At 61.3% G+C, this 23,442-nt stretch carries 16 protein-coding genes and 1 pseudogene; 1 reads left to right on the forward strand and 16 read right to left on the reverse strand.

Going from position 1 to position 23,442, the window contains the following annotated elements:
- Window positions 1-209: 209 nt before the first annotated feature.
- The 9 genes and pseudogenes from FHT77_RS24230 to FHT77_RS24270 all read right to left on the reverse strand — a co-directional run bounded on the left by FHT77_RS24230 (window position 210) and on the right by FHT77_RS24270 (window position 8,587).
- Window positions 210-1,247: a LacI family DNA-binding transcriptional regulator gene (locus tag FHT77_RS24230; protein WP_183757405.1), complete on the reverse strand. Its 1,038-nt coding sequence runs from the start codon at window positions 1,245-1,247 to the stop codon at window positions 210-212.
- A 93-nt stretch (window positions 1,248-1,340) separates the two neighbouring features.
- Window positions 1,341-1,712, reverse strand: coding sequence for a VanZ family protein (locus tag FHT77_RS24235; RefSeq protein ID WP_183757376.1), 372 nt, complete (start codon window positions 1,710-1,712; stop codon window positions 1,341-1,343).
- An 82-nt stretch (window positions 1,713-1,794) separates the two neighbouring features.
- Window positions 1,795-2,355 (reverse strand): dTDP-4-dehydrorhamnose 3,5-epimerase, encoded by a 561-nt coding sequence (rfbC, locus tag FHT77_RS24240; RefSeq protein WP_183757377.1) that lies wholly within the window; start codon window positions 2,353-2,355, stop codon window positions 1,795-1,797.
- Window positions 2,352-3,236 (reverse strand): glucose-1-phosphate thymidylyltransferase RfbA, encoded by an 885-nt coding sequence (gene rfbA / locus FHT77_RS24245; protein WP_183757378.1) that lies wholly within the window; start codon window positions 3,234-3,236, stop codon window positions 2,352-2,354. The genes rfbC and rfbA overlap by 4 nt, the downstream gene beginning before the upstream one ends.
- Window positions 3,233-4,129 (reverse strand): dTDP-4-dehydrorhamnose reductase, encoded by an 897-nt coding sequence (rfbD, locus tag FHT77_RS24250; RefSeq protein WP_183757379.1) that lies wholly within the window; start codon window positions 4,127-4,129, stop codon window positions 3,233-3,235. The genes rfbA and rfbD overlap by 4 nt, the downstream gene beginning before the upstream one ends.
- Window positions 4,126-5,175 (reverse strand): dTDP-glucose 4,6-dehydratase, encoded by a 1,050-nt coding sequence (rfbB, locus tag FHT77_RS24255; RefSeq protein ID WP_183757380.1) that lies wholly within the window; start codon window positions 5,173-5,175, stop codon window positions 4,126-4,128. Before rfbB ends, rfbD begins: the two co-directional genes overlap by 4 nt.
- Window positions 5,176-5,222: 47 nt before the next feature.
- On the reverse strand, window positions 5,223-6,659 hold the full coding sequence (locus tag FHT77_RS24260; RefSeq protein WP_183757381.1) for an undecaprenyl-phosphate glucose phosphotransferase: 1,437 nt from the start codon (window positions 6,657-6,659) through the stop codon (window positions 5,223-5,225).
- A gap of 732 nt (window positions 6,660-7,391) precedes the next feature.
- Window positions 7,392-7,709, reverse strand: a pseudogene (locus FHT77_RS24265) (arylsulfatase); the annotation flags it as partial.
- A gap of 506 nt (window positions 7,710-8,215) precedes the next feature.
- Window positions 8,216-8,587: a hypothetical protein gene (locus tag FHT77_RS24270; RefSeq protein ID WP_183757382.1), complete on the reverse strand. Its 372-nt coding sequence runs from the start codon at window positions 8,585-8,587 to the stop codon at window positions 8,216-8,218.
- 231 nt (window positions 8,588-8,818) lie between these two features.
- On the opposite strand from FHT77_RS24270, the gene FHT77_RS24275 reads away from it, so the two are divergent.
- Complete coding sequence (locus FHT77_RS24275) at window positions 8,819-9,859, forward strand: nitrous oxide reductase family maturation protein NosD (RefSeq protein WP_246712752.1); 1,041 nt, start codon at window positions 8,819-8,821, stop codon at window positions 9,857-9,859.
- A gap of 32 nt (window positions 9,860-9,891) precedes the next feature.
- Here FHT77_RS24275 and FHT77_RS24280 read toward each other — a convergent pair whose 3' ends face one another.
- From FHT77_RS24280 to FHT77_RS24310, 7 genes are all read right to left on the reverse strand, one after another.
- Complete coding sequence (locus FHT77_RS24280) at window positions 9,892-11,181, reverse strand: tetratricopeptide repeat protein (RefSeq protein ID WP_183757383.1); 1,290 nt, start codon at window positions 11,179-11,181, stop codon at window positions 9,892-9,894.
- A 25-nt stretch (window positions 11,182-11,206) separates the two neighbouring features.
- Complete coding sequence (locus tag FHT77_RS24285) at window positions 11,207-14,077, reverse strand: tetratricopeptide repeat protein (RefSeq protein WP_183757384.1); 2,871 nt, start codon at window positions 14,075-14,077, stop codon at window positions 11,207-11,209.
- A 12-nt stretch (window positions 14,078-14,089) separates the two neighbouring features.
- On the reverse strand, window positions 14,090-14,368 hold the full coding sequence (locus FHT77_RS24290; RefSeq protein WP_183757385.1) for a hypothetical protein: 279 nt from the start codon (window positions 14,366-14,368) through the stop codon (window positions 14,090-14,092).
- Window positions 14,352-17,327, reverse strand: coding sequence for an SEL1-like repeat protein (locus tag FHT77_RS24295; RefSeq protein WP_183757386.1), 2,976 nt, complete (start codon window positions 17,325-17,327; stop codon window positions 14,352-14,354). The genes FHT77_RS24290 and FHT77_RS24295 overlap by 17 nt, the downstream gene beginning before the upstream one ends.
- On the reverse strand, window positions 17,324-18,496 hold the full coding sequence (locus tag FHT77_RS24300; protein ID WP_183757387.1) for an alginate lyase family protein: 1,173 nt from the start codon (window positions 18,494-18,496) through the stop codon (window positions 17,324-17,326). Before FHT77_RS24300 ends, FHT77_RS24295 begins: the two co-directional genes overlap by 4 nt.
- Window positions 18,493-22,224 carry a right-handed parallel beta-helix repeat-containing protein gene (locus FHT77_RS24305; protein ID WP_183757388.1) on the reverse strand — a complete coding sequence of 1,244 codons (3,732 nt, stop codon included), beginning with the start codon at window positions 22,222-22,224 and terminating at the stop codon, window positions 18,493-18,495. Before FHT77_RS24305 ends, FHT77_RS24300 begins: the two co-directional genes overlap by 4 nt.
- A gap of 78 nt (window positions 22,225-22,302) precedes the next feature.
- Entirely contained in the window at window positions 22,303-23,433 is a 1,131-nt protein-coding gene (locus FHT77_RS24310; RefSeq protein ID WP_183757407.1) for a PilZ domain-containing protein, read from the reverse strand.
- Window positions 23,434-23,442 lie beyond the last annotated feature (9 nt).

Genomic DNA, 23,442 nt, shown 5'->3' on the forward strand with positions numbered 1-23,442 from the left:
AACGTTTACGATACTAAGCGGAAACGTTTCCTGGTGTCAATACCGGGTCATGCCCTCGCAAATGCGGCCGAAAACGTGTGGAATGGCGGGGCTTTAGGCAGTCTGCGCCGCAGGCAGCAGGAAAAAAGTTCGGCCTGATGACGAGCCTTTCTGCCTCGCGTCATCCGACGAATCCGTCGCCAGCGAAGCGTCCCCGCACGCGGCGCGACTTAAGCCTTCAGCGAAAAAGCATCGCTCTCGCCTGGCGCGAGCTCGAGCGGCCAGATCGTGTTGCGGGCACCCTTCGGATAATGTTCGGCATAGGCAGGCATGGTGGCAAGCAGGGTTTCGGCGAGTTCGACGCCGAGGTCACGCAGCGACATGCGAAAGCAGGTGAGCGACGGCTGCAGGAATTTTCCGCGCGGTTCCTCGCGAAAGCCGATCACGGCAAGATCGCGTCCGGGTACGATGCCTGCCTCGTTGAGGCGGCGATAGAGACCGATCGCCATGAGCTCATAGATCAGGATGATGGCGGTCGGCTTGCTGTCGAGCCGCAGAATTTCGTGGCCCGCCTGATAGCCCCCCTGCTCGCTCGATTTGACCCGGATGACCAGCGAGGGATCAAAGGCAATGCCGTGTCGTTCAAGCGACTTGCGATAGGCATCGACAAAAATATAACCGAGATTGATGTCGTTCGACGGCGCGGCTATGGCGATGCGGCGATGACCCTTGGACACCAGCCGGTCGACGGCGCAGGCAGCAACGCCTTCAAAATCGAGGTCGATCCATGTGTGGTTGCCGCCGGACGCGCTGCGTCCGAGCGCCACGAAGGGGATCTTCGTCTTGATCAGGAGATCGATGCGTTTGTCGACGCGCTGGGTGGCGGAGATGATCATCGCATCGACGATCCGCCGCGCAACCATCCGTTTCAGATATTCGTGCGGGTCCTCGTCATTCGGGCAGGGCAGCATCAGCAGGTCGAGCTTGTGGCGGGAGAGCACGCTTTGCAGCCCGCCGGTAACGCCGAGGAAGAAGTTGTCGCTGTTTTCGACCGTCTCCTTGCTGGATTCGATCATCAGGCCAATGACATTGGTCGTCCCCTGGCGAAGGCTTCTGCCGGACTGGTTGGCGACATAGCCGATTTCCTCGGCGGCCGCCAGCACGCGCTTGCGCGTCTCCTCGTTGACGTCAGGCCGACCATTCAGCGCACGCGAAACTGTTCCGATCGAAATATCGAGATGCTTAGCGAGCTGGCGAATTCCCTTCATCTGCGGCAATCTCTCTCCCCGATCAACCCGTTCCTATCTGCCACACTAAAACGTTTCCGAAAAGCCGGCATCGACGAATGCATGGTCCGCCGTTCAGCTTGCGACGAGGCTTGATGTGGCGAGCGCGGCGATGGCAACGCCGGCACCGGCTGCCGCTCCGATCGATTTTGCCATCGCATCGCCAAATCGCGCATGGCGCGACGGCGACAACAGCTGCAGCAGTTCCGAAAGGGCGGAACCGACCACGCAGGCAAGGACCACGCATGCCGTGGAGCGTGGATAGCCGAGCACGAAGAAAAATGCCATGGAGGCAAAGGCAAGCGCCCTGTCGAGGTTGACGCGGGTGATCGTCCGCGGCCGCATCCTGATCGGGGAGACCGTCACGAACAGGATGAAGGCAAACAGCGCCCAGGCGATCACCCGGGCGTAAAATGTCAGGTCGGATCCGCCGCCAAGTTCACTCAACGCGCTTTTCGTCCTTTGCCATCAGGTTCCTGGGGTCCACAGCAACGCCGATCCGGCGGTCCGGGGAAGAGCTCATCAGAGATCAGCCGACCAGGGCGTCGTCGAACACCTCGGCGTCCTTGAAGGCGGCCGCGGCCGCATCCTTGCCCGACAGGAGTGGCGCCGTATCGATCGGCCAGCGGATGGCGAGCGAGGGGTCGTTCCAGACAATGGCCCGCTCGCTTTCCGGCGCGTAGAAATCCGTGGTCTTGTAGAGGAATTGGGCCGTCTCGGAGAGAACCAGAAAGCCATGGGCAAAGCCGGTCGGGATAAAGACCTGGCGCTTGTTCCCGGCAGAGAGAATTTCCCCTACCCACCTGCCGAAGGTTGGCGAGGTCCTGCGCAGGTCGACGGCGACATCGAACACCTCGCCTTCGACGACCCGCACCAGCTTTCCCTGCGGCTGCCTGACCTGGTAGTGCAGTCCCCTGAGGACGCCCTTTGCGGATTTCGAATGATTGTCCTGCACGAAGCTGACATCGGAGCCCACAAGCGCATTGAATTTCGCCTGGTTGAAGCTCTCGAAGAAGAAGCCGCGGTCGTCACCGAAGACCGTCGGTTCGATCAGCAGCACCTCGGGGATTGCAAGTCGGGTCGCCTTCATCGCGTCGCAGCCTCCGAAACGAGCCTGAGGAGATATTTCCCGTATCCGCTCTTTGCGAGAGGTGCCGCCAGGTGCTCGAGCGCTGCGACATCGATCCAGCCGTTTCGAAAGGCGATCTCCTCCGGACAGGACACCTTCAGGCCCTGCCGATGCTCGAGCGTGGAAATGAACTGGCTGGCGTCAAGCAGCGAGTCGTGTGTGCCGGTGTCGAGCCATGCATAGCCGCGGCCCATGATCTCGACGGTCAGACTGCCGTCCTCGAGATAGCGGAGATTGAGGTCGGTGATCTCGAGTTCGCCGCGCGGCGAAGGCTTGAGGGCCTTGGCGAACTCGACCGCCCGGGCGTCATAGAAATAAAGGCCGGTGACGGCATAGTTCGATTTCGGCTGCGCCGGCTTTTCCTCGATCGAGAGCGCCCTGTTCGTGCCGTCGAAATCGACGACGCCATAGCGTTCCGGATCGAGAACATGGTAGGCGAAGACGGTCGATCCGGTTTCGCGCGACATGCCGCTTTGCAGCAAAAGGGGCAGGTCGTGCCCGTAAAAGATGTTGTCACCAAGCACCAGTGCCGACGGTGAGCCGGCGAGGAATTCCTCCCCGATGATGAAGGCCTGGGCAAGACCGTCAGGGGACGGCTGGACGGCATAGGAGAAGTTCACACCCCATTGGCTGCCACTTCCGAGCAGCTGCTCGAAGCGGGGAATGTCCTGAGGCGTCGAGATCACCAGGATATCGCGAATGCCGGCGAGCATCAGCGTGCTCAGCGGGTAGTAGATCATCGGTTTGTCGAACACCGGCAGCAGCTGCTTGCTGATGGCGAGCGTCGCCGGATGAAGTCTCGTGCCGGAGCCGCCGGCGAGGATGATGCCCTTTCGGTTCACGACTGAAGCTCCCGTCTTCTCAGTTGATGAAGCATCCTGTCCACGTGGATCGTCCAGTCCGGAAGCTCCAGTCCCAGGCAGTTGGCCAGGCCATCGCTGTCGAGCTCTGAATTGGATGGTCGGGCTGCCGGCAGCGGATAGTCCGCGGTTGAAATAGGCTCGATGTCGGCTGCCCCCGCCTGCAGGTCAAAACCCAGCTCACTGGCGCGCCCGACGACGTAGCGGGCAAGCTCGTGCCAGCTCGTCCTGCCGCGCGCCGTCAGGTGGTAAACGCCACCTGGAAGCTCGCGGCGGCGATGGGCGGCAAGCGCGAGCGCCGTGACGTCGGCGATCAGTTCCGCCGAGGTCGGGGCGCCGAATTGATCCGCCACCACCCGCAGGCTTTTCCGTTCTCTGGCGAGGCGAAGGATGGTCTTTATGAAATTGGCGCCGTGTGCGGAAAAGACCCAGCTCGTCCTGAGCACGATCGCATCGCATCCGCTGGACAGGATCGCTTCCTCGCCCGCAAGCTTCGATCGGCCATAGGCATTCAACGGATTTGTCACATCGCCTTCACGGTAGGCCGATGGCTTGCTGCCATCGAAGACGTAGTCCGTGGAGTAGTGGACAAGCGTTGCCTTGCGTTCGAGAGCGATCTCCGCAAGGACCGCGACAGCCTCGGCATTGACACGAAAGGCCCTCTCGGATTCGGCCTCCGCCAGGTCGACCTTCGTCCACGCCGCCGCATTGACGATGATATCGGGTGCGTGCGCGCTGACCGTTTCGGCGAGCCGGTCTGTTGCTTCGATGTCGAGCCCGTCACGACCAAGCGCGGTCACCGCGCCGAACGGCAGCAATGTGCGCTGGAGTTCCTGGCCGACCTGGCCGTTCTTTCCGAGGAGAAGGATGTTCATGCGTACTGCTTGGCGATCCAGTTTCGATAGCTTCCCGAGGTGACGCCCGTCACCCACTCGGCATTGTCGAGATACCAGCGCACCGTCTTCCTGATGCCGCTCTCCAGCGTCTCCACGGGGCGCCAGCCGAGATCCGTTTCCATCCTGCCGGCATTGATGGCGTAGCGCCTGTCATGGCCGGGACGATCGGTGACAAAGGTGATCTGGGTGTTGTACGAGGTTCCGTCGGCCTTTGGCGCCATTTCGTCGAGGACTTCGCAAAGGAGGTTGACGAGGTCGAGATTGGTGCGCTCGTTCCAGCCGCCGATATTGTAGGTCTCTCCGGGACGGCCCGCTTCGAGGACACGGCGCACGGCGCTGCAGTGATCGTTCACATAGAGCCAGTCGCGGATCTGCTGGCCATCGCCGTAGAGCGGCAACGGGCGGCCCTGCAAGGCATTGTGAATGACAAGCGGGATGAGCTTCTCTGGGAAATGATAGGGACCGTAGTTGTTGGAGCAGTTCGTCGTCAGAACCGGCAAGCCGTAGGTATGGTGGTAGGCGCGCACCAGATGGTCGCCTGCCGCCTTGCTGGCAGAGTACGGGCTGTTCGGCTGGTACTGCGTCTGTTCGTCGAATGCCGGATCATCCGGGCCGAGCGTGCCGAATACTTCATCGGTCGATATCTGCAGGAAGCGGAAGCCCTGGCGATCGGGCAGCTTTGCAAAGTAGGCGCGGGCCGCTTCGAGCAGCCGGAATGTCCCGACGATGTTCGTCTGGACGAAATCTTCCGGACCATGGATGGATCGGTCGACATGGCTCTCGGCCGCGAAGTTGATGATGGCGCGTGGCTTGTGGCGCTCGAGAAGGCTCGCAACCAGTGCCGTATCCGCGATGCTGCCATGCACGAAAATGTGCCTTTCGTCATCGGCGAGCGCGTCGAGGTTGCGGATATTGCCAGCGTAGGTGAGCGCATCGAGATTGACGACAGGCTCTTTGCTGTTTGCCAACCAGTCCAGAATGAAGTTCGAGCCGATAAAACCGGCTCCGCCAGTCACCAATATCATTGTCGAGACACCCCTGTTGCAACGCAACACTAAACAGCGATTGCCCTCTAGTAAACATTGCTCCGATCTAACATCGTGCGCATGGTCAGCAATACTATTTTCACATCAAGCCAGAATGACCAGTTGTTGATATACCAGAGATCGTGTTGAACCCGGTCGGCCATCCTGTCCAATGTCGGCGTTTCGCCGCGGCATCCGCTGATCTGGGCCCAGCCGGTAAGGCCAGGCTTGACGTTCCGCCGCGTTGCATATTGGGCAATCAGCGTGCCGTAGAGATCGTCATGTGCCATTGCATGCGGGCGCGGTCCGACGACGGACATGTCGCCACGAAGGACGTTCCAGAATTGCGGCAGTTCATCGAGGCTCGTCGACCGTATGAAGCCGCCCACCCGGGTGACCCGGGGATCGTTGCGCGTCGCCTGGCGGACGTTGCCACCATCTTCCAAGACCGTCATGCTGCGGAACTTGAGGATGCGGAAAGCGCGGCCGTTGTAGCCCTTGCGTGACTGGGCAAAGAAAATCGGGCCCGGGCTGTCCAGCTTGACCGCGATTGCGACCATCAGGCAGATCGGAAACATCACGAAGAGCGCGGCGATCGAAAACAGGATGTCGAAGGCGCGTTTCAGGGCGCGCTGGTAAAAATCGAGTGGCGGCCGATGAATCTGGAAGGCGCGCCGCTCGCCGACCGTCTGCGCGAAGCCCTCGACAACCTCGCCAACCACGCCACCGAACATGACGCTGACCGGCACGCAGAACTGGCGAAGGTCGGAAAGGCACTTTTCCAGGGCACGAAGATTGCCATAGTCGCTCCAGGCGACCAGGACCTCATCGACGTCGTCGATGCCGTGTTCCTGGTAGACTTCCCCCATCCATCCAAGCGAAAGGTCATTCTCGGCAATCTTCATGATGTGATTGACGGAAAGCCCGCTCTGGGTTGCCCTCTGGATGACCGGTTCGACCTGCATCGAGCCTGGGCAGATCAGAAGTACCGTGCGGGAGGGAAACTGCGCACGAGAAAAGGCATCGCCGACCTGGCGCCAGCACAATCGCAGTGCCACGAGACCGGCGACAGAAAGACCAGCCGTCGTGATCAGGGAGCCCCTGGACATGGTCGTCCCGACCTTCAGGAACAGCGCAACGGCGATGAACAAGAGGATCGCTGCCGGCAGGAGGGTCAGGATCATCAGCAGCTGACGGCGGAACGACAGGATTTCGCGGGGACGATAGCCATGGACGCCAAACATCGCCAGAACGAAAACCGTCGCGACGAAAAGCCCAACCCCGACATAGAGCGACATATCCGCAGCGGTGCCCGTGCCGATCTGCTGATAAAGCAGATGGCCGGCAGCACTTGCCCCGATCAGGGCGACAAAGTCGCACGAAGCGGCGATGCAGGAAATCGCAATGGCGTTGAAACCGAGCCATTTCCGGTCGCTTCTGACGGAATGATTCGGGCTCCAGTTGTATTCGACCGGAATAGTCATAGTGCACGTCCTCAACCCTGCCGTATAGTTAGCATGGGATTAACGCGCGCAACAATTCACCCCCGATACGCCTTATTGGGTAAATCTAAAATCTATTGAAATAGCGGGGCTAATTACAGCAATAATACTTGAGATATTATAAATGCAATGACGCAACCAAGCGTATTTACTTGATCGCGTTGCTTTGGACTCTGTATGCATTTCGGCATCATCTCAGCCGACGTGCCAGCCTTTACAGAGCGGGATTGGCTCGGCGCACAAAAGCTGCGCCCGGTCCTGATCCCCGGCCACACTTGAAGAACTGCCCTTCGTGGGGTGACGTGAATGTCGGCTCCTGGTGCCTGAAAGGTCCAGTCGTCCTGGCTGTTCTCCACGGTATCAACCTCCAGGTGTTGAACGTCCCGGGAACGGCCTTGTTGCCGGGCCCCAGGACTGTGCAGAGGCCGCAGCACGGTCTCAGTTCAACTGGACCGTCAGCTTGTCGATCGTTCCGGTAAAGGCGAACGGCACCTGGTAGTCCTTGTCGTCGACACCTGTGCGAGTATCAACACCGACATCGAAGGTCTCGTCCCATGGCATAAGAGCTGGGACAGTGTGCGGAATTTTCTGGTTGGCGACTTCCTTGCCATCCACTTTGAGGATGCCCGTACCGCCGCTGCCCATATTGTGGCTGTCCGATGTGAAATCGAACTCGATGGTATGCTTACTGGGTGGCAGCGTGTCGGGGCCTTCCCGATCGAGCGCCGGAGTCGGGACAACACCGCCGAACGTACCGGCGACCCCGTAACCGACATCGTCGGTCATGATCAAAAGGATATTGGGGGCGCCCTTGGGAGGGACGACCTGCGGCGGCCAATAGGGTTTTGAGTCCTTGGCGCTCAGCCCGATTTCACCACCAAACGGCGTCGGCGGATTGGGAAGGTATCGCCCGTCAAGGGTCGTCGTCGCGTCCGGTGCACCCGGTGTCCCTGTGATTTCCTGGGCGCTTGCGGCCCAGGCTGAACATGTCAAGGCCGCTGCAGCGACCTGCGTCAAGAAAGCCAATTTCATTCGCATGGTACCCTCCTTGTCACTACCATCAGATTGAAACGGTCACATCAGCATTGAGGGAAACGCGAGTCGAACGAGGGCATCAGACGCATGGGTTGGAGCTGAAGCCCAACCAACTCCACAAACGGATTGGAAACAACGATATGTACCGGAGAGATATCCTCTACACCGGTATCACTCTGCCCTCTCCGTTCACATTAGCACACGCTTGGCTGCGCGGCCAATGAAGTACAGGACGGAAGCCTTGAATGTAACGCCGGCGCAGGCGCGCCCGGGCGCGCAGCAAGCGGACATTCGAACGGGCCCGTTGTCGCAGCCTACCGCCCGTTTTTTTGGCGAAGTTGGGTGTCGGCTTCCTGGAAGAGAAGAGGCAATCGAAGCATGAGCAATACCCCCAAATAAACGGAGGGCGTATCGCTGAACATGTGGGAACGATACCACATTTACGTTCGTGGCTGGACCTGGTCCGGTTGGTCGAGGGCAGCCCTGCCCCCATCGTATTGTGTTTATCTCGGAACGTCGAGCTTGTTGATTGCAAAGGTATAGTTGCTCCCGGTGCCGCCGCGGGTCACGACGAGCTTCCGCGTCTTGGTAATGATCCGGGCAAAGTTCCCGTCTGTCGTGATCGAGCGAGCCGTCGAGATCGTGGCGTAATTGTCGCCGGGGAACCGTTCAGGGCAGGCCTTGCCCCCTATGGCATAGATACGGGCGCCACCGCTTTCGTATCGCTGCTGGATCGGTCGGCCGCTCGGGTCGGCAAGGACCTTGCAGCCTGGCGCGTTCGGCACCGGAACGATCCGGTACCAGGGGCTGTCGGCAAGGACAACCGGTGCGGACAGTGACAGGACGGCGGAGGCGACAAGGACGAGTTTCAACATGGTTCTTCTCCTTCGATGTCGATCTCGAAACGCGATATCGCGTCTGAAATCGACGGGCGTCACGTTTCACGAGGCAAGGGGTGATGGAAGTCTGTCTCCTATCCATGATTTGACAAAGTCTTGCGTTAATTCCACATGGTTGGCCGTTGGCTGAATGTCGAAACATCTGCCATTGGAAAGCCTGCTTGCACTGCCCGCCTCAATCCGTCGATGAAACGCGAGAGACATGCAATGGCCCCTGCATTCCCGTCCCGTCATTACGCCGTCCTTGTGACGGTGATCTGTGCATGCACGGCCTTCGCCAGCCCCGGGCTTTCGGCGACGATTGACGTTACGCCATCCGGAGGCAGGACGATCCAGTCCGCGCTTGAAAGAGCTGCGCCAGGCGACGTGATCCGGTTGAAGCCGGGGATCTACTACCAGGACTTCAAGACGGTCCGCGACGGCAGGCCCGGCAAGCCGATCATCATCACCGGTCCGCGCTCTGCGGTCGTCAAGGGCGGCGGTGCAGCAAGGGTGATCGAGATCAATCATGATTATCTCGAATTGCGGGGCTTCACGGTCGATGGAAAATTCGGCGCCCGCCACGACAAGGGCAGTTACAGGGACAAGCTGATCTATGCGGTCGGCAAAAGGCCCGGGGATGGCGTGACGGGTCTTCGCATCGTGAACATGTCGGTCAGGAATGCCGGTGGCGAATGCATCAGGCTGCGCTACCAGACGCGTCAAAACGAGATTGCCTATTCCACGATCGGCAATTGCGGCCTTTATGATTTCGCCTTCAGGGGCGGCGGCAAGAACGGTGAAGGAATCTATATCGGCACCGCGCCCGAGCAGCGCGGCGCCCATGGAGCACCCGACCGCGCCGTCGATGCTTCCGACGGCAACCACGTGCATCACAATGTCATCGATACGAACGGCAATGAATGCGTAGACATCAAGGAGGGATCGAGCCGCAACATCGTCGAGCACAACCAGTGCAGTGGCCAGAGGGACAAGAATTCCGCCGGTTTTGATTCTCGCGGGAACAACAACGTATTCCGCTACAACACCGTCAGCGACGTGAGGGGGGCGGGTGTGCGCCTCGGCGGCGACAGCGACACGGATGGCATCAACAATGACGTCTACGGCAACACCTTCCGGAAAGTGGGTGTCGGCGTCGTCAAGGCGCAGCGTGGCCCGCAGGGCAAAGTCTGCGGCAACACGTTTGATGGCGACGCCAGGAAGACAAAGGCGGGAAAGACAAAGCTGGAGCCGCTGCGCGACTGCTGATCCTTTATGAGGCAGGCATCCTGCTGCGGAGCTCAATTCGACGACAGCTTCTGGAGCGCGGCCCGTGCCAGTGGATATCCACCTGTCGCGGACTTCTCCAGCCATTGCCGGCCCTTTTCGTCATTCTGTCTATCGCTCGTCGACTGCAGCAGCATCATGCCAAGTAGATACTGGGCCTCGGGATCATTCTGCCTGGCAGCACGCTCGCGGTAGCTTTCGGCCTTTTCGAGCGAGGCATCGACCCCGGTTCCGTAGTAGTAGGCATTGCCAAGTGCCTTCGAGGCCTGTGCGTAACCACTGTCTGCCGCCAGGGTCAGACTTGCGATGATCTTGTCTTTCTTGTCCTTGTCGAGATCCGAGCGGGCGAGCGCCTTGGACAGGTAGTCGACGGCCTCGGGATCGCCGCCCTGGGCCAATGTCTGGAACATCGAGACGGCTTCGGCAACCGCCCCAGGTGTTCCCCTCTTCCAAAGTACTTCTGCCATGATCTTCAGCGCATTTGGATCAGCCTTTGGCCCGGCTGCCCGGATCGCCGCCATTGCCTTGTCCTGCGCTTCCGCAGCGTAGTCGAGATTGAGAAGCTGCTTTGCCGGCCGGCCGGCATCGGCGGGATTGAGTGCCATCGATTGCAGAAGGAGGTCGGAGCTTGCCGCCATGTCCTCCTCGCTGTTGCTCAGCACGACCCGCTTCGCCATTTCGGTGTAGAGCTTTGCCCGGCGCGCCGGTTCGAGGCGGGCGGCCCACTTCTTGGCCTCGACAATATTCTTCGGCGTACCGCGTCCTTCGACAAGAGCAAGGGACAATGCCTCGATACCCTTTGCATTTCCCACGACCGCCGCCCAGCGATACCATTTATAGGCGACCGCGTCATTCCGGGGGATGTCCTGGCCTTCGAAGTGGATCAACCCATAGGCCGCCACACAGCTCTTGCATCCGCGCATCGCTTCGGTTGCAAGCGAGCGAAGGACAGCCGGCGTCCTCTCCCCGAAGCTATAGTCGTTCATCAGTACGCCCTTGGCGAGAAGCCTGGTGGCGTCCCGCGACGTCGGCTGGGCGAGCAGAAGCGCGAAGCCGTAATCGGGATCACGCACCATCCTGTCCTTGGTGGTCAGAGCTGCCGTTGCAATCAGCAGCCGTTTCGGCAGGGGAAGCCTCGCTGCTGCGGCGGCGTCAGGCCATCCCTTTGCGATCCGCATCGCCTCGAAGTTTGCGTAGGTCTCGACTACGGGCTTCGGCGTCGGCTTCACAACCTTGGCCGACGCCGGCATGGCGACAACTGTTGCCATCAGAGCGGTCAGTATTATGCAAAGGGTGCTCTTCATGACGCCTGCTCCTGCCTTCATCTCTTCATCTTGCCTGGTCGGTCGACCGGCCAAGCCAGCGCTGCGCTTCTTCTGCATCGGGCTTCGTGCCGAACCCGATCTGCAACGCGATCGCGTACTTCTCGAATGCCCCGCGGTATCCGGCGTGCGCCGCTTTGGCGAGCCATTCGGTACTCATGCTGTCGGAATGTTCGAACCCGTGCGTGCCGGCGGCATAAAAATCGGAGACGTTGAGCATGGCCGGCCCGCTTCCGAGCGAGGCAGCCTTCAGGGTCCAGGTCTTTGCCGCCGGCGCAAAGGCCGGGCTTCCTTCGGCGAGCCTCAGATAAAGCCTGGACAAAAGACTGGCGACCTGGGCGGAATTCTCGGCCGCGAGATCACATAGCAGGATATCGATCTTTGCGTCGCCGCTTGTCGGATCATTGAGCGAGCTTTGCTCGGACAGAATCTCCTTGACCAGGCTTTCCAGGGCGCCCTCGTCACCGAGCCGAGCGCTTCTCAGGAGCCAGATGTAGCTGTTCTTTTCGTCGAGCGGCAGCCCATCGCCGGCTCCGTACATCCGGCCGATCTCGCGCATGGCCTCGCGCTTTCCGCCTTCCGCGGCGGTCTTCATCAGCTCGATCGCTCTTGGCTTGTCGGCCGGGCGCTCATTGAGAAGGAACCTTGCGACCTGATACTGCGTGGTCGGGTCCCGCATCGGCGCTGCCATGACCCTGTCGAACAGATCGAAATAATTCTGCCTGAACTGCGGCACGGACCGCATCGCCAGGGCAGCCTGCACCTGTTCCTTCTCCGAGCAGAGTGGCCGGTCGAGCACAGACTTCAGAATGGCGGCCTTCCGGTCGTCGCGGCCCTCGACGTCGGCCTGCACGAGGGTGGCGCGCAGATCGCCTGTGGCGCTCGCCCGGCCGAGCCATTGCTGCCATTCCATGCCACCACCATCCGCGGCTGCGACCCTCATGTCCACCAGCCGCAGCATGGCCGGAACGCTTCCCTTGGCGGCTGCCGCCGCAAACAGCGATGTAGCTTTCCGGGGATCGGGCTCGAGTGTCGGATCGGGATCGGCATAAAGCCTCGCCAGTTCGAAGAGCAGGTCCGGGTTGCCTGTCGCGGCCGCTGTCTCGAGGATTGCGCGTGCCTTGACGGCATCGCGTTTTTCGGGAGCATCGGGCGACAGAAGCGAGCGTGCCTCGGTCACCGCTGCAACGCCGGGGTCGGATGTCACGGCGCGCTTGTGCCAGGCTTCGGCTGCCTCGCCGTCCTTTTGCGTGCCGCGCCCGTCGCGATAGGACAGGCTGATGCGCATCATGGCTTCGACGTCGCCCTGTTCGGCCGCCTGCTTGAGAAAGTCGAGCGATGCGGCGCTTCCGGCATCTGTCCGTTTGGCTGCCGCTTCATCCGCCAATGCAAGGAGGCTTGCCACATTGCCGGCGGCGGCGGCCTTTTCGAGCCAGGCATGGGCGATCTCAGGGTTCTTCTCGACGCCGGCGCCACAGGAATAAAGCGACGAAAGTTCGCTCATCGCGACCCCAAGGCCCCGGTCCGCAGCCGTCTTGAGATAGGCGAGCGGATCCTCGTCGAGTTTGATCGATGGCTTGTCTCCGGACGAAAGCCTGTAGAGCTCGAAGGCCGAAAGGGACGATCCACGATCGACAGCCTTCATGAACACTTTCCTGGCACGCTCGAAGTCGGCGGCACTGGCAGAGCCTCCGGCATAGAGCGTGCCGAGCCGTTCCAGCGTCTTCAGATTGGCATCCGGCAGTGCCGCTGCCTTCTCGAGATTCTGCTGCTCCAGCCCGGTATCGACGCCGGCCCCGTAGCCGCCGCGATAGTAGGCGGCCTTCATTTCATAGGCGCGCGGGTTGTTCCGCTCTGCCTCCGCGGCAAGCAGGTTGAATGCCTCGGTCCGGCCGCTGCCGTCAGGCGAGGTCGAAAGCAGAAGGTCGGCAAGGGCAAGCCGGCTTGCGGAATGGCCAAGCGCCGACGCCTGTCTCAGCAAGTCGGTCCCCTGTTGCCTGCTCGCGTCATCGGTCTCCTGCAGATAGCGCCGCGCAAGTGTCGACATGGCCCTGACGTCGCCGAGTTTCACCGCGGCCTGCAGCCATTGTGCGGATCCCGCCCGGTCATCGAGCCCGAGATCGGCATCGGTCATGATGTCGGCGAATGCAGTCAGGACGCTACAATCGCCCGTTCCCAGCCTTTCCGACAGCTTTGCCACGGCGCGATTAAGATAGACACGGCTTTCATCCGGATTGCTCGACAATTGGGGATTGCGGAAATAGAGACGGGCAAGCTCGAGGTCGGCGGCCGGATCGCCGGCATTTGCTGCCGCTGTCAGGTAGCTCAGCGCCTTGGCGGCGTCGGCCGGGATGACGGACCCTTCGCGATAGAGCCTGCCAAGGAAAGTTCCCGCCTCGATCGTGCCGCGCCTGATTGCCTCAGTCTCGACCTTGACGATCTCATCGCCGTGAAGAGAAGCATCATCCTTGTCTGCAAGGATACGGCCATAAAGGTGCAGTGCCCGTCCTGATCCCGCAAAGGGAACCTCTATGAGGTAGCGGGCAATACGTTCGGCGGTGGCCGGGCTTCTTGTGAAGCGGCTATAGGGATTGAAGAGCGTCTGGGCATCTCTCAGCATGTCGTCCGGTGACATCGTGCCGGCGCTTTTGCCGTTCCAGCTGCTCCAGTTTCGCGGTGCAGGCGCGGCGGGCGGCGTGACGCAGATATGCGAGTAGTCGAAATCGGGGCTCAACGGGATCAACGTGCCCGGGGCGGCGATCGCCCCGGTCGAAAGGATCGGCGCGTATAGGGCAAGCATGGCAGTCACGGCCAGTCCGAAAAATGGCCGGCCGTTTCGAGCCTCTACCGCATTCAATCTGCTGTTTCCGTTCGCCATGCCAACATCACCTTACTGCTTCCGGTCGTCGTCGTTCTTGCTTCGGGTGGCCTTTCCTCTCCGGTGCAGGCGCTGGCGCGCTTGCGAGAGGATTTCGTCTCTCACCAGAACGACCCAGTCATTGGATGGGCCGTGATCGCGATCGCCACGTGCCGGAACAATCAGCGCGGTGCACGCCAGCACCCGCCAACTGCTCTCGGGGGTTCCTTGCAGGTTCACGCCGCTGAGCGGCGGACGCGGCAGACGCTTGCGAAACGTGACGCTGCGTTGGCGCTCACTCTTCCACACCATTGTCTTCCACCCCTTTGTCTTCTGCCCCTTGCGAGGATGCGGCCGTGCCGTCTCCCGCCTGCATCGTCCTGAGCTTCTTGGCGGCCTGGACATGCTTCAGCGCCCGGGCGCTCTCCAACCATTTGATGGCCTCGGCCCTGCTTGCGTCCGTATTGTCGGCTTCGAGTTGCAGGGCGAGATGAAACATTGCCGTGGTGCTTCCCGCATTGGCGGCACGAAGCTCCCATTCCCGTGCCTTTTCAAGGTTCCTGTCGACACCGATGCCGTATTGATAGACCTCGGCCAGACGGTACATGGCGTCGGAGGCATCCCATCCGGTGCTCGCAGACGCCCGTTCCAGCCAGAGAATGCCAGCCTCGGGATCGCGTTGGGTGCCGAAGCCGGACAGAAGCGCGATGCCGGCCCCGATCATCGCGGAGACGTGACCTTCCTTTGCGCCGCGCATGTTCATCCGGAATGCTTGCGATGCATCGACACCGGGTCCGACGGCTGAACCATAGGTTTCGGCAAGGTCGTGCCAGGCAAATGCATAGCCATGGTCGGCCGCCGAGCGCAGCAGCTGAAGGCCCTTGTCTTCCTTCTTTTCGACACCGCTGCCCCACATGTAGGCGAGGCCAAGTTCGCGTGTCGCCATCGGATTGCCAGCATCGGAGGCCGTCTTCAGGTTGGTCGCCGCGACCGCGAGATCGCGCTTGACACCGCGGCCCTCGCGATAGGCTCGCGCCAGGCGCATGTTAGCGGACGGATCTGTCGGATGGATCACCAGCGCGGCACGGTAGTAGCCGACGGCCCGCGGCTCGTCGCCCTCGACAAACTGGCCATCCATGTAGAGATCGCCGAGTTTCGTAAGGGCATCGATCTCACCCTTCTGCGATGCCTGTTCGAGCAGCTCCAGGCCGGCCGGAACATCCTTCGCGTCCCCTTTCCCCTCGATGTAGACATTGGCGAGGGCAACGGCGGCACCTGGAATATTCGCGCCGGCAAGTTCACGCAGCATGAAGGCAGCCTGACCGTTCAGCCTGACGTCGGAAGGCAGCAGCATGGCGCTTGCCAGACGTACTTTCTCGCGTGGGATATCGCTGACGGTCTTCAGTGCAAGACGCAGCCATTGGATGCCGACATCAGGATTCTGGGCCCGCTCCGAAAGGTACTGGTAAAGTTCGACGGCAGCCGGGCTGTTCTTCTTCCGGGCGGCCGTGGTCAATCGGCTGATCGCTTCGTCGAGCTTGCCGTTGGCCTTGAGGAATCTTGCCATTTCCACTGGCGCTTCGCGGTTTCCCGCTGCAATCGCACTGGAGAAGGCTTCATGCGCGTCCTTGAACGCGCTGTCTCCGCCACGCGAGAGGTAGAGGTTGGCAAGGTTTACCAGTGCGTCGGTGGCACCAAGCGCGATTGCCTTCCTGTAGAGGGTCACAGCCTTGTCGAAGTCCTGGCGGACGAGCTTGCCATCGGCGTAAGCCTGGGCCTCCTTGAGCATGGCGCTTTCGCTGCCGGCCCTCGATGCGCGCTCGATGAAGGGAAAGGCCTTCCTCTGCGTATCGTTGTCGGGGGAGGAAAGGTAGACGTCGGCAACGCGATTGAGGACCTCGACCGATTCTGCATGTGCAAGAGCCTTGAGATAGTGATCGATGGCTTTCGTCTCGTCGACGGCGCCAAGGACGCCTTTCGCATACATGTCGCCAAGCAGCATTTCCCCGGTAACGCTGCCTTTTGAGGAAAGCTCAGACAGCTTGGCGGCGGCAAGCGCCACATTTTCATGGCTGCGCAGTGACGGGACATCGATGACGATATGGGCGAACCGTGTCAGCGCCGCGCCCGATCCGTTTTCGACGCCAAGCCTGAAAATGTTTGCCGCGCGGGTCTGGTCGATGACGACGCCGGCGCCGTCCCGGAAGCTCTCGCCGATCCGGACCAGGTCCTCGGGAGCCACCCGGCCGGACATCGTCGCCTCGTAAAGGGCGTCCGACGACGTCCTGCGCTGCTCGGCCGTCTCCTGCAATGCCTGCGAATAGTAGAGGACCGCCGTGGCGTCCTTGGCGTCGATCAGCTTTCCGATCCAGGTGTCATAGACTGCAGGTGGCACGGAAAGCTTGCCGGCATCGGCAAAATCGCGGACCAGCTCCTGTGCAGCCTCGATCGACCCGTCGCGCGCGGCCGCCTCGTACTGCTTGACCGCGGCGGCGGGATCAAACAGCGGGGAGTCCGGATTTGCGAGCAGCCGGGCGACCCACAGTGTGGCCGTCGCCTGTCCGAGTTCCGCCGACTTGCGGTACCAGGAGAGTGCCTTTTCCTGATCCTCCGGTTTGGCCGATAGCCTGCGATAGTAGCCGCCAAGATCGAATGCGGCGTTGGCGTCGCCGCGCGCGGCTCGCTGGCCAAGGAGGTTGATGCCGAATTGCGTCATGGCGGCCGCCTGTTCAGGGGTCGAGCCGGGAAGCCTGGCAAGCTCGAATGCTGCCGCCGCGTCGCCAAGGCGAAGGGCAAGATTGAGGTCATCACGCGCCTGCGCGATCCGGTCTGGACGCGATGCCAGCCTCTGCCCGCGAAGAAATGCGGCTTCGGCGTTGCCTGCCTTGATGACATCCTCAAGCAGGGACAGCGCGCGGTCGACATCGACCGGTCCCCCCTCCCCGCTCAGCATCATCTTGGCGAGAAAGAGCTTTGCTTCGCCCTGTCTTGGACCCGGAATCGTCACGGCAGCTTCAAACGCCTGGCGTGCCTTTGGAAAATCCGGAACCCGCAGCGGATTGTCGACCGAGACCGCATCCCCACCTTGCAATTGTCTGGCGAGCTTGACCAGACCGTCGCCGTCGTGGCGCTGGATCAGGAGATCGACCTGCTGTGCCGGTTCTACCACCAGTTCTGACGCCGCTTCGTCGGCTGCCAGGACAGGCGTCGACAGGGCGAGGCACATGGCGGCGACAAGAACAGAGCGGCGGCGGTTCCGGCAACGGGTCATCCTTGCCTCCAGAAGCAGGTGGCGTTGCCACCGGCGAACTCATCGATGAGAGGACGTTCGTTCGCACCTTCCCGCTCGAGGAGGGCCCCTGCCCGCCTGCCCGGGAAGTTCTCCGGCTCGCGCACTGCGATGGCTTCGAGGAAGGCGAGATAGTGCCGTCCGTTGCCGCGGTTTTCCAGGAAGCCGAAATCGGGCTTCATGAAATCCTCCTCCGGACCTGGAATATAGTTCTCCGCCGCGTAGGCGTTGACCAGGATCGGGTTGGTCATGCCGTTCATCCAGTAGGACAGCACCGTCCACATCGATTTTTTGGCACCGTCTGACGTGGCCGTGGCGTCGAACAGATCGTCGCCTGCGCCCCTGGCGATTTCAGCCATGACGGTCATGCTCGTCAGCGACTGGCGCATGTACCAGAGGGAGCGCGCACCGCGGCGGGTTTCGAGAGGCAGGCTGCCGTCGGCGCGCGCATCGTCAAGGATGACGCGGAAGCGGTCGATACCCTTCTGATAGAGCGCCCGGTCGCCGGTCAGGCTGCCCCAGGCCATCAGCACGCTGTCGGCGAGATACCGGTGATTGTTGTAGTCGACACTTCCCTCGAACATCTGGTCGGTGCGCCGAACCAGCGGATCGATCCAGGCAGTGAGCTTCTGCTTGTCTTCATCGCTGAGCCCGTCGCGAATGATCGAAAAGGCAACAACGGTCGGCAGCATCAGCCGCTTCAGGGCGTAATAGGCGTCGTGGATTTTCTCGGTCTTAGAAAATGCGCCGGCGTCCGCCCATTTCAGCAGGAACAGCTTCAGCATGTCCTCCGCACGCTTGTCGCCTGCGAGTGCGCGGCCAGACAGCACCATGACAGCAAAGGCATACTGGTTGCCGGACCCGTCGGTTCCGTAGCCCTCGGTGGTCGTCAGGCCCTTGACGATCTCGATGTCCATCCATTTTGGATCAACATCGACCGACAGGCATGCCTTGCGTGCGTCGGACGATGATTTCTGCGCGAGGAATGCCCTGCGGGCTGCGACGTCGAAGAGGCCCTGATAGGAGGCGCTGTCGGTTGTCTCTGGAGCCGCCGCCAGCGTCTCAAGGGGCGATATTGCCACACTTGATAGGAGGGCCAGGAAGGCAAGCCCGTGGCGCGCGGCCAGGAACATGGGAGCCGCTTTTTTCACGTGCTGTCTCCTTTTGCGTGGAAGCCATCGAACTGGACCGAGCCATGCGTATCCGTGCAGTTGCCTTCTGCCTTGCTGTCGAAGAAGAGGGCATCGTTTTCCCCGACCAGTCCGGCCTTGCGGAACGCACATTCATAGTTGGCCGGGCGCAGCGGCCGGCATGTTGAGGCGATTGCGACAGGTTCATGCCCGTTGAAGCGCAGGACATGTCCCTCGAAGGGACGCGCGTCGCCGTCGAGCAGGCGTCCTTCCTGGCTCTGGAATTCGTTTTGCGCCAGCGTCACGCCGGAAGCACCGTCCGCCTTGATCCCCTTGCCGTTGGCGGAAATCAGGTTGCCCGTCGCCGTGAAGGTTGTCAGTGGCACATAGGGATCCATGACAAGATCGCGCCTGTGCTCGTCTTCCGCGGAAGACAGGTCGCTGATGTAACCGCTGATCGCCTCGAGCTTGTTGCGAACGATCGTATTGTCCCTGACGGCGACATCCCAGCTGTTGCGAAGCCTGATCCCGGACCGGCCGTTGTCGATGAAGGCATTGGCGACCGCAAGATTGCAACTGCTTTCGAAGAAGGTCAGTCCGTCCTGGTCGTTTTCGAAGGAGAAGTTGCCATAGAGAAGGTTGTCGACGCTGTCGCGGTCCAGCATGAGGCCGGAGCCCTTGTTGTGGAAGACGACATTGCCGACCTTCCAGCTGGCGTCGACGCCGCGCGAGATGATGATCCCATGCTTCACCATGGTATCGTGGGCGGTGTTGAGCGCGATCAGCAGCCGCTGCGAGCGGTCGTGCGGATCGACCGCGTACAGAACATTGTTTGCGTACTCGTTGCCAACAAGCGAGATGTCATCGGCTTCATAGGAGTAGAAGCCATATTCGAAATTGTGGAAGTAGTTCTCGACGACAATGCCGGTCGGGTTTTTCAAGGCATCGCGGGCCTTGGCGATGGCCTTCGGACCGGCCGAAAAAGTCAGCCCGAATGACTTCGAGGCTGCATAGCCCAGCGAATCCATGACCGATCCGCCAATATACATTTCTGAATTGCTCCAGCCGACAATGAACGGGCGGAAGGATCCGCGCGTGGCCTTGCTGGAGCTCCTCGGCTCGTTCAGCGTCTCGTCCCACGATGTCACCGTCGTGTCCTGGATGTAGAGTTTGCCGGCAATCGCCATGAAGGCACCGCCAGTTGCCGACAGGCGATAGACGGAGGCCTCCTGGCCGGACAGGATCAGGCTTGCTTCCTCGCCGACGAGCAAGGGAGCGCGAAGGGTCACGACATCACCGTCCCGTTCGATGAGCGGCGTGTCGCCGACGCTGCCGAGCTGCATCGCCAGACTGCCAAGCGTATAGATGCCGCTCTGGACAACAATGATCCGCGGGTAAAGCAGGCCCTGCGCCCGTGCCGCATGGGAGAGGCCGGTCGATCCGCCGGCGAGATCTTCCATGAACTTGCTCTCATAGGGACTGAGGTTTCCAAGCGTTATCGAGACACGCCCCGCGACAGGCAGCGGAATCATCGCGCGCGTGGTCGCTGCGGTCTTGCTGATATCTGGATAGCCCTGGGCAAGCGGCGGCGTCGACATCGACGTCGTATGGATCGACATCCTGCCGTCGCTGAAGATCGACTTGGACACGCCTGCGGTGGATTGGTCCTTGTCCTGCGCCCCGCTCACTGGCATCACGTAGTCCGCAGGCTCGCCCCTGCCCATCCCGAAACCGAGGCGGTCGAGATGGGAGAGTTGCACTTCAGCGATGGCCCGAAACGTCTTCACGCGCAACATCGGATCGCGAATGTCACGGGTGGAAAGGACAGCTGTCTTGACATAGGCCGGATCGCTCGCGGCTGCGACAAGCACCTCGGCCCTGATGGCCTCCTCGCCCGCCGAGAGCTGGCTGTCGAGATAGGCAAACGCACTCTTGGCATCGCCGGACAGGGCGGCGCGGCTTGCGATGCGTCCGGCTGCCTTGGCCTTCAGCTTCTCGTCTGAAATCTTTCCGACGAGCGATTTGGCAAGGTCGATCTGATTGGACTTTGACAGGTAGTCGATGATGTCCAAATAGAGGTCGTCACGCTGTTGCGCCTTGCCTATGCCGCCGGTGAAGCTGATGGCCTGACCGACGACATCGCGGGCGCGGTCAGCCCCGCTCTTTCCGGACATTTCCTTGGCGAGGCGCAGCAGGGCTTCAACGCGATACTCCGGCTCCTTGATCGACGTTGCAAGGCCGAGCGCATCGTCGATCCTGCCGCTGCGGGCAAAGACCCGGACGATTTCCGACTGCACGCGACCCTTGTCCTCATCGTTTGCGATCTCGTTTGCAATGCTCGCTGCCGCATTGAGATCGCCTGCCCTTGCCTTCGCACGACCAATGCCTGAAAGGGCCTGTTCGCGGTCCTTCTGTTCGGCAATTTTCGGCAGAAGCGCTTCAGCCTTGGTGAGGTCGTCGCTGTCTGCGAATGCCTTTGCAAGATTGCCAAGCGCACTTGACGCTCCCGCCATGTCCGTCAGCTGGCCTGCAAAGGCGCTGGCATCGTCAAAGCGCTTCAGATCGGTAGCACCGCTGATCGCCGCAATAAGGGCTGCTTCCTTCGCCTCGCCGCTCAACGCCTTGGCGATGGTCGTGCCTCGCTGATATTGTTCGAGGGCCATCTTGGTCAGGCCGCGATCGTCAAGTTCGGTCGCCAGGATGAAGTCGATCTCCGCAAGTCCCGGACCGGTCTCCATCGCTTCGGTCATTGCGGTCGCGTCGATCAGGCGATTGGCATCGACACGGTTCTTCACGATGCGGACGATCAGGTCTTCCTGGTCGCTCCTGTCGGCCAGGCTCGTGGACAGCACCGGAAACAGGTTTACGGCATTTGCCTTGAGCGCGGCATCGAGCACCTCATTCATCGCTTGCGCGCGATGTTTCGACGATTCCGGATCGACCGCGAGGGCGAGAAGCAGGGCCTGCTCGATCCGGCCGGCGGAGAGTTCGGTTTCGATTGCGGCGGAGAGATCGTCGAACTTGGCGTCCCTGACATCCGTCTTGCCGACTTTCCGATCGCCGAGGATACGAAGGGCAACGTCGTAGCGCGCAAACCCTCGCATCCGTGTCGGCCACATGCTGCTGACGGCCCTGTTGATGATCTTCGAGGTCAGCATCGGTTCGACATATGCGCCAACCTGGGCGATATCGTTCAGCGCTGCGTTCTTTTCCTGGGCCGAGGTCAATTTGGCGGTCTCGCCGATGGCCCGATCGAGAAGGGCAAGAGCCGCATCATGATCGCTGGCGATCTGGCGGGCATAATAGGCGAGAGCGGAGACCTTCAGCGCCGGCGCCGAGAGTTCTTCAATCAGCTCGTCGATCTTCACCCGCGTGGCGATGCGCTCGTCGGGATCGACGCCCTTGTCCGTCAGGCTGGACAAGATCGCGCTCAGCGATCCGGACGTCACGACATCGGGCGTGATGCCATCCGTCTTCAATCCGTCTATGCCCGTTCGCGCTGCCTCGTCACCGCTCTCTGCCGCCTGTTTCAATGCGGTCAGCCCGTCGCGGGCGCGGTCATAGGCCTTGACGCGATCGGCTGGCGCCTTGGCCTTGTCGACGTCAAGGATGGACTGGTGGATCCTGTCGATGATCTCGTCGGCGCTATCAGCGGCCCGCGCGCATGCCGGGGCCAGGCCGATGGCGAGGACGACGACAGCCAGAACCGGGGCCGTCAATTCTGCGAGGGATCGCTTTGTGCAGGTCATACGCATGGACTCCGTCCGTTTCCTCGTCATTGCAGACTGTCGAACTCGCTTGACGTGCTGTTGCACGCGGGGCGCGTCTCACCCTTTCGGCTGTGCAGGTGGCGTGCTCCCGGTGTCGATTGCCCCGACCGCCTCGCTTACGGCTTCGGTGAGCGGAAGCCCCGTCCAAGGCAGTTGCACGAAGCGGACGGTCACGGGCGTTCCGACGAAGGACGACAGGTCGGCATCGCCGACGTCGATGTTGATCGGGATCCGGTCGCCGGATTCAAGGTCGGTGGTTGTCAGCTTCGGCAGGTCCCGGATCGATGCGTTCGGGATCCGCGGTCCATGCGGAAGATCGACGAGCACCCGCGCGCCCCTGAAGAGGCGCTGCGCCTCGGTGTAGTCGACCATCGCCACGACATGCGGCTTGGCATTGGCCATACGCAGGGAAAGAAGCCGCTGACCGGCCCTCACCTGGCTGTCCAGTTCCACCTGAACGTCCTGGACAATGCAGTCACAGCGGGCGAGCACGCTGATGCTCTTGTTGTTGGCCGTCGGCAATATCGTCGCTACCGGATCGCCCGCCTTGACCGCCCCTTCAGTCACGACGTTGGTGAGGACCCCGTCGGACGGCGCAATCACGGGCGCTGAATCGATCGTCACGAGCGACTCGTCAGCGCGGAAGGTCCAGAGTTTCTGATAGAGCGCGCCCCACAGGAACAGGACGACCGCCAGGCAGAGAGTTCCGAGCAACCCAATGCGAAGCGACCGCTTGGCGAGCGCCGCATAGCGATGGCGTCCCGAGGGTTCCAGAGGTTCGGCTTCCTTCTTGCGGGTGTGGTGCTCGATCGACCGGCTCGTTAGATCGAGAAGGTCGTTGAGGGTGACAACCTCACCGGTCAGATGCGCATCCCTGACATAACGGAGGAAGCGGAGTTGTTCTTCGGTCAGGGACATGTACTGGAATCCGGTACGTCCCTTGACCGGATCGTTGTAGCGAACCTGCGCGGTCACTCTCAGGGTGAAGACAAAGCCGTCGAAGGGGAATTCCAGGTCGACGGGAAACGTCCCGAACTCCTGTAATCGGGTCTTGCCGGTCGCGACGCCGATACCGCCGACCGACCAGTCGAGGCACTCATAGCGATAGCCCTCGATGATGCATTTCAAGGGAAGCTTAAAACGTGGATGCTGGCGCTGTACATCGGCTTCGAATTTGACGACGTTCATATCCGCTTC

Source organism: Rhizobium sp. BK181 (assembly GCF_014193305.1).
Lineage (GTDB): Bacteria > Pseudomonadota > Alphaproteobacteria > Rhizobiales > Rhizobiaceae > Rhizobium.

Coding starts and splice junctions, on each gene's coding strand:
- FHT77_RS24230 (WP_183757405.1), bottom strand. CDS start 1,247: ATGAAGGGAATTCGCCAGCTCGCTAAGCATCTCGATATTTCGATCGGA.
- rfbC (WP_183757377.1), bottom strand. CDS start 2,355: ATGAAGGCGACCCGACTTGCAATCCCCGAGGTGCTGCTGATCGAACCG.
- rfbD (WP_183757379.1), bottom strand. CDS start 4,129: ATGAACATCCTTCTCCTCGGAAAGAACGGCCAGGTCGGCCAGGAACTC.
- rfbB (WP_183757380.1), bottom strand. CDS start 5,175: ATGATATTGGTGACTGGCGGAGCCGGTTTTATCGGCTCGAACTTCATT.
- FHT77_RS24260 (WP_183757381.1), bottom strand. CDS start 6,659: ATGACTATTCCGGTCGAATACAACTGGAGCCCGAATCATTCCGTCAGA.
- FHT77_RS24270 (WP_183757382.1), bottom strand. CDS start 8,587: ATGTTGAAACTCGTCCTTGTCGCCTCCGCCGTCCTGTCACTGTCCGCA.
- FHT77_RS24275 (WP_246712752.1), top strand. CDS start 8,819: ATGGCCCCTGCATTCCCGTCCCGTCATTACGCCGTCCTTGTGACGGTG.
- FHT77_RS24280 (WP_183757383.1), bottom strand. CDS start 11,181: ATGAAGAGCACCCTTTGCATAATACTGACCGCTCTGATGGCAACAGTT.
- FHT77_RS24285 (WP_183757384.1), bottom strand. CDS start 14,077: ATGGCGAACGGAAACAGCAGATTGAATGCGGTAGAGGCTCGAAACGGC.
- FHT77_RS24290 (WP_183757385.1), bottom strand. CDS start 14,368: ATGGTGTGGAAGAGTGAGCGCCAACGCAGCGTCACGTTTCGCAAGCGT.
- FHT77_RS24295 (WP_183757386.1), bottom strand. CDS start 17,327: ATGACCCGTTGCCGGAACCGCCGCCGCTCTGTTCTTGTCGCCGCCATG.
- FHT77_RS24305 (WP_183757388.1), bottom strand. CDS start 22,224: ATGACCTGCACAAAGCGATCCCTCGCAGAATTGACGGCCCCGGTTCTG.
- FHT77_RS24310 (WP_183757407.1), bottom strand. CDS start 23,433: ATGAACGTCGTCAAATTCGAAGCCGATGTACAGCGCCAGCATCCACGT.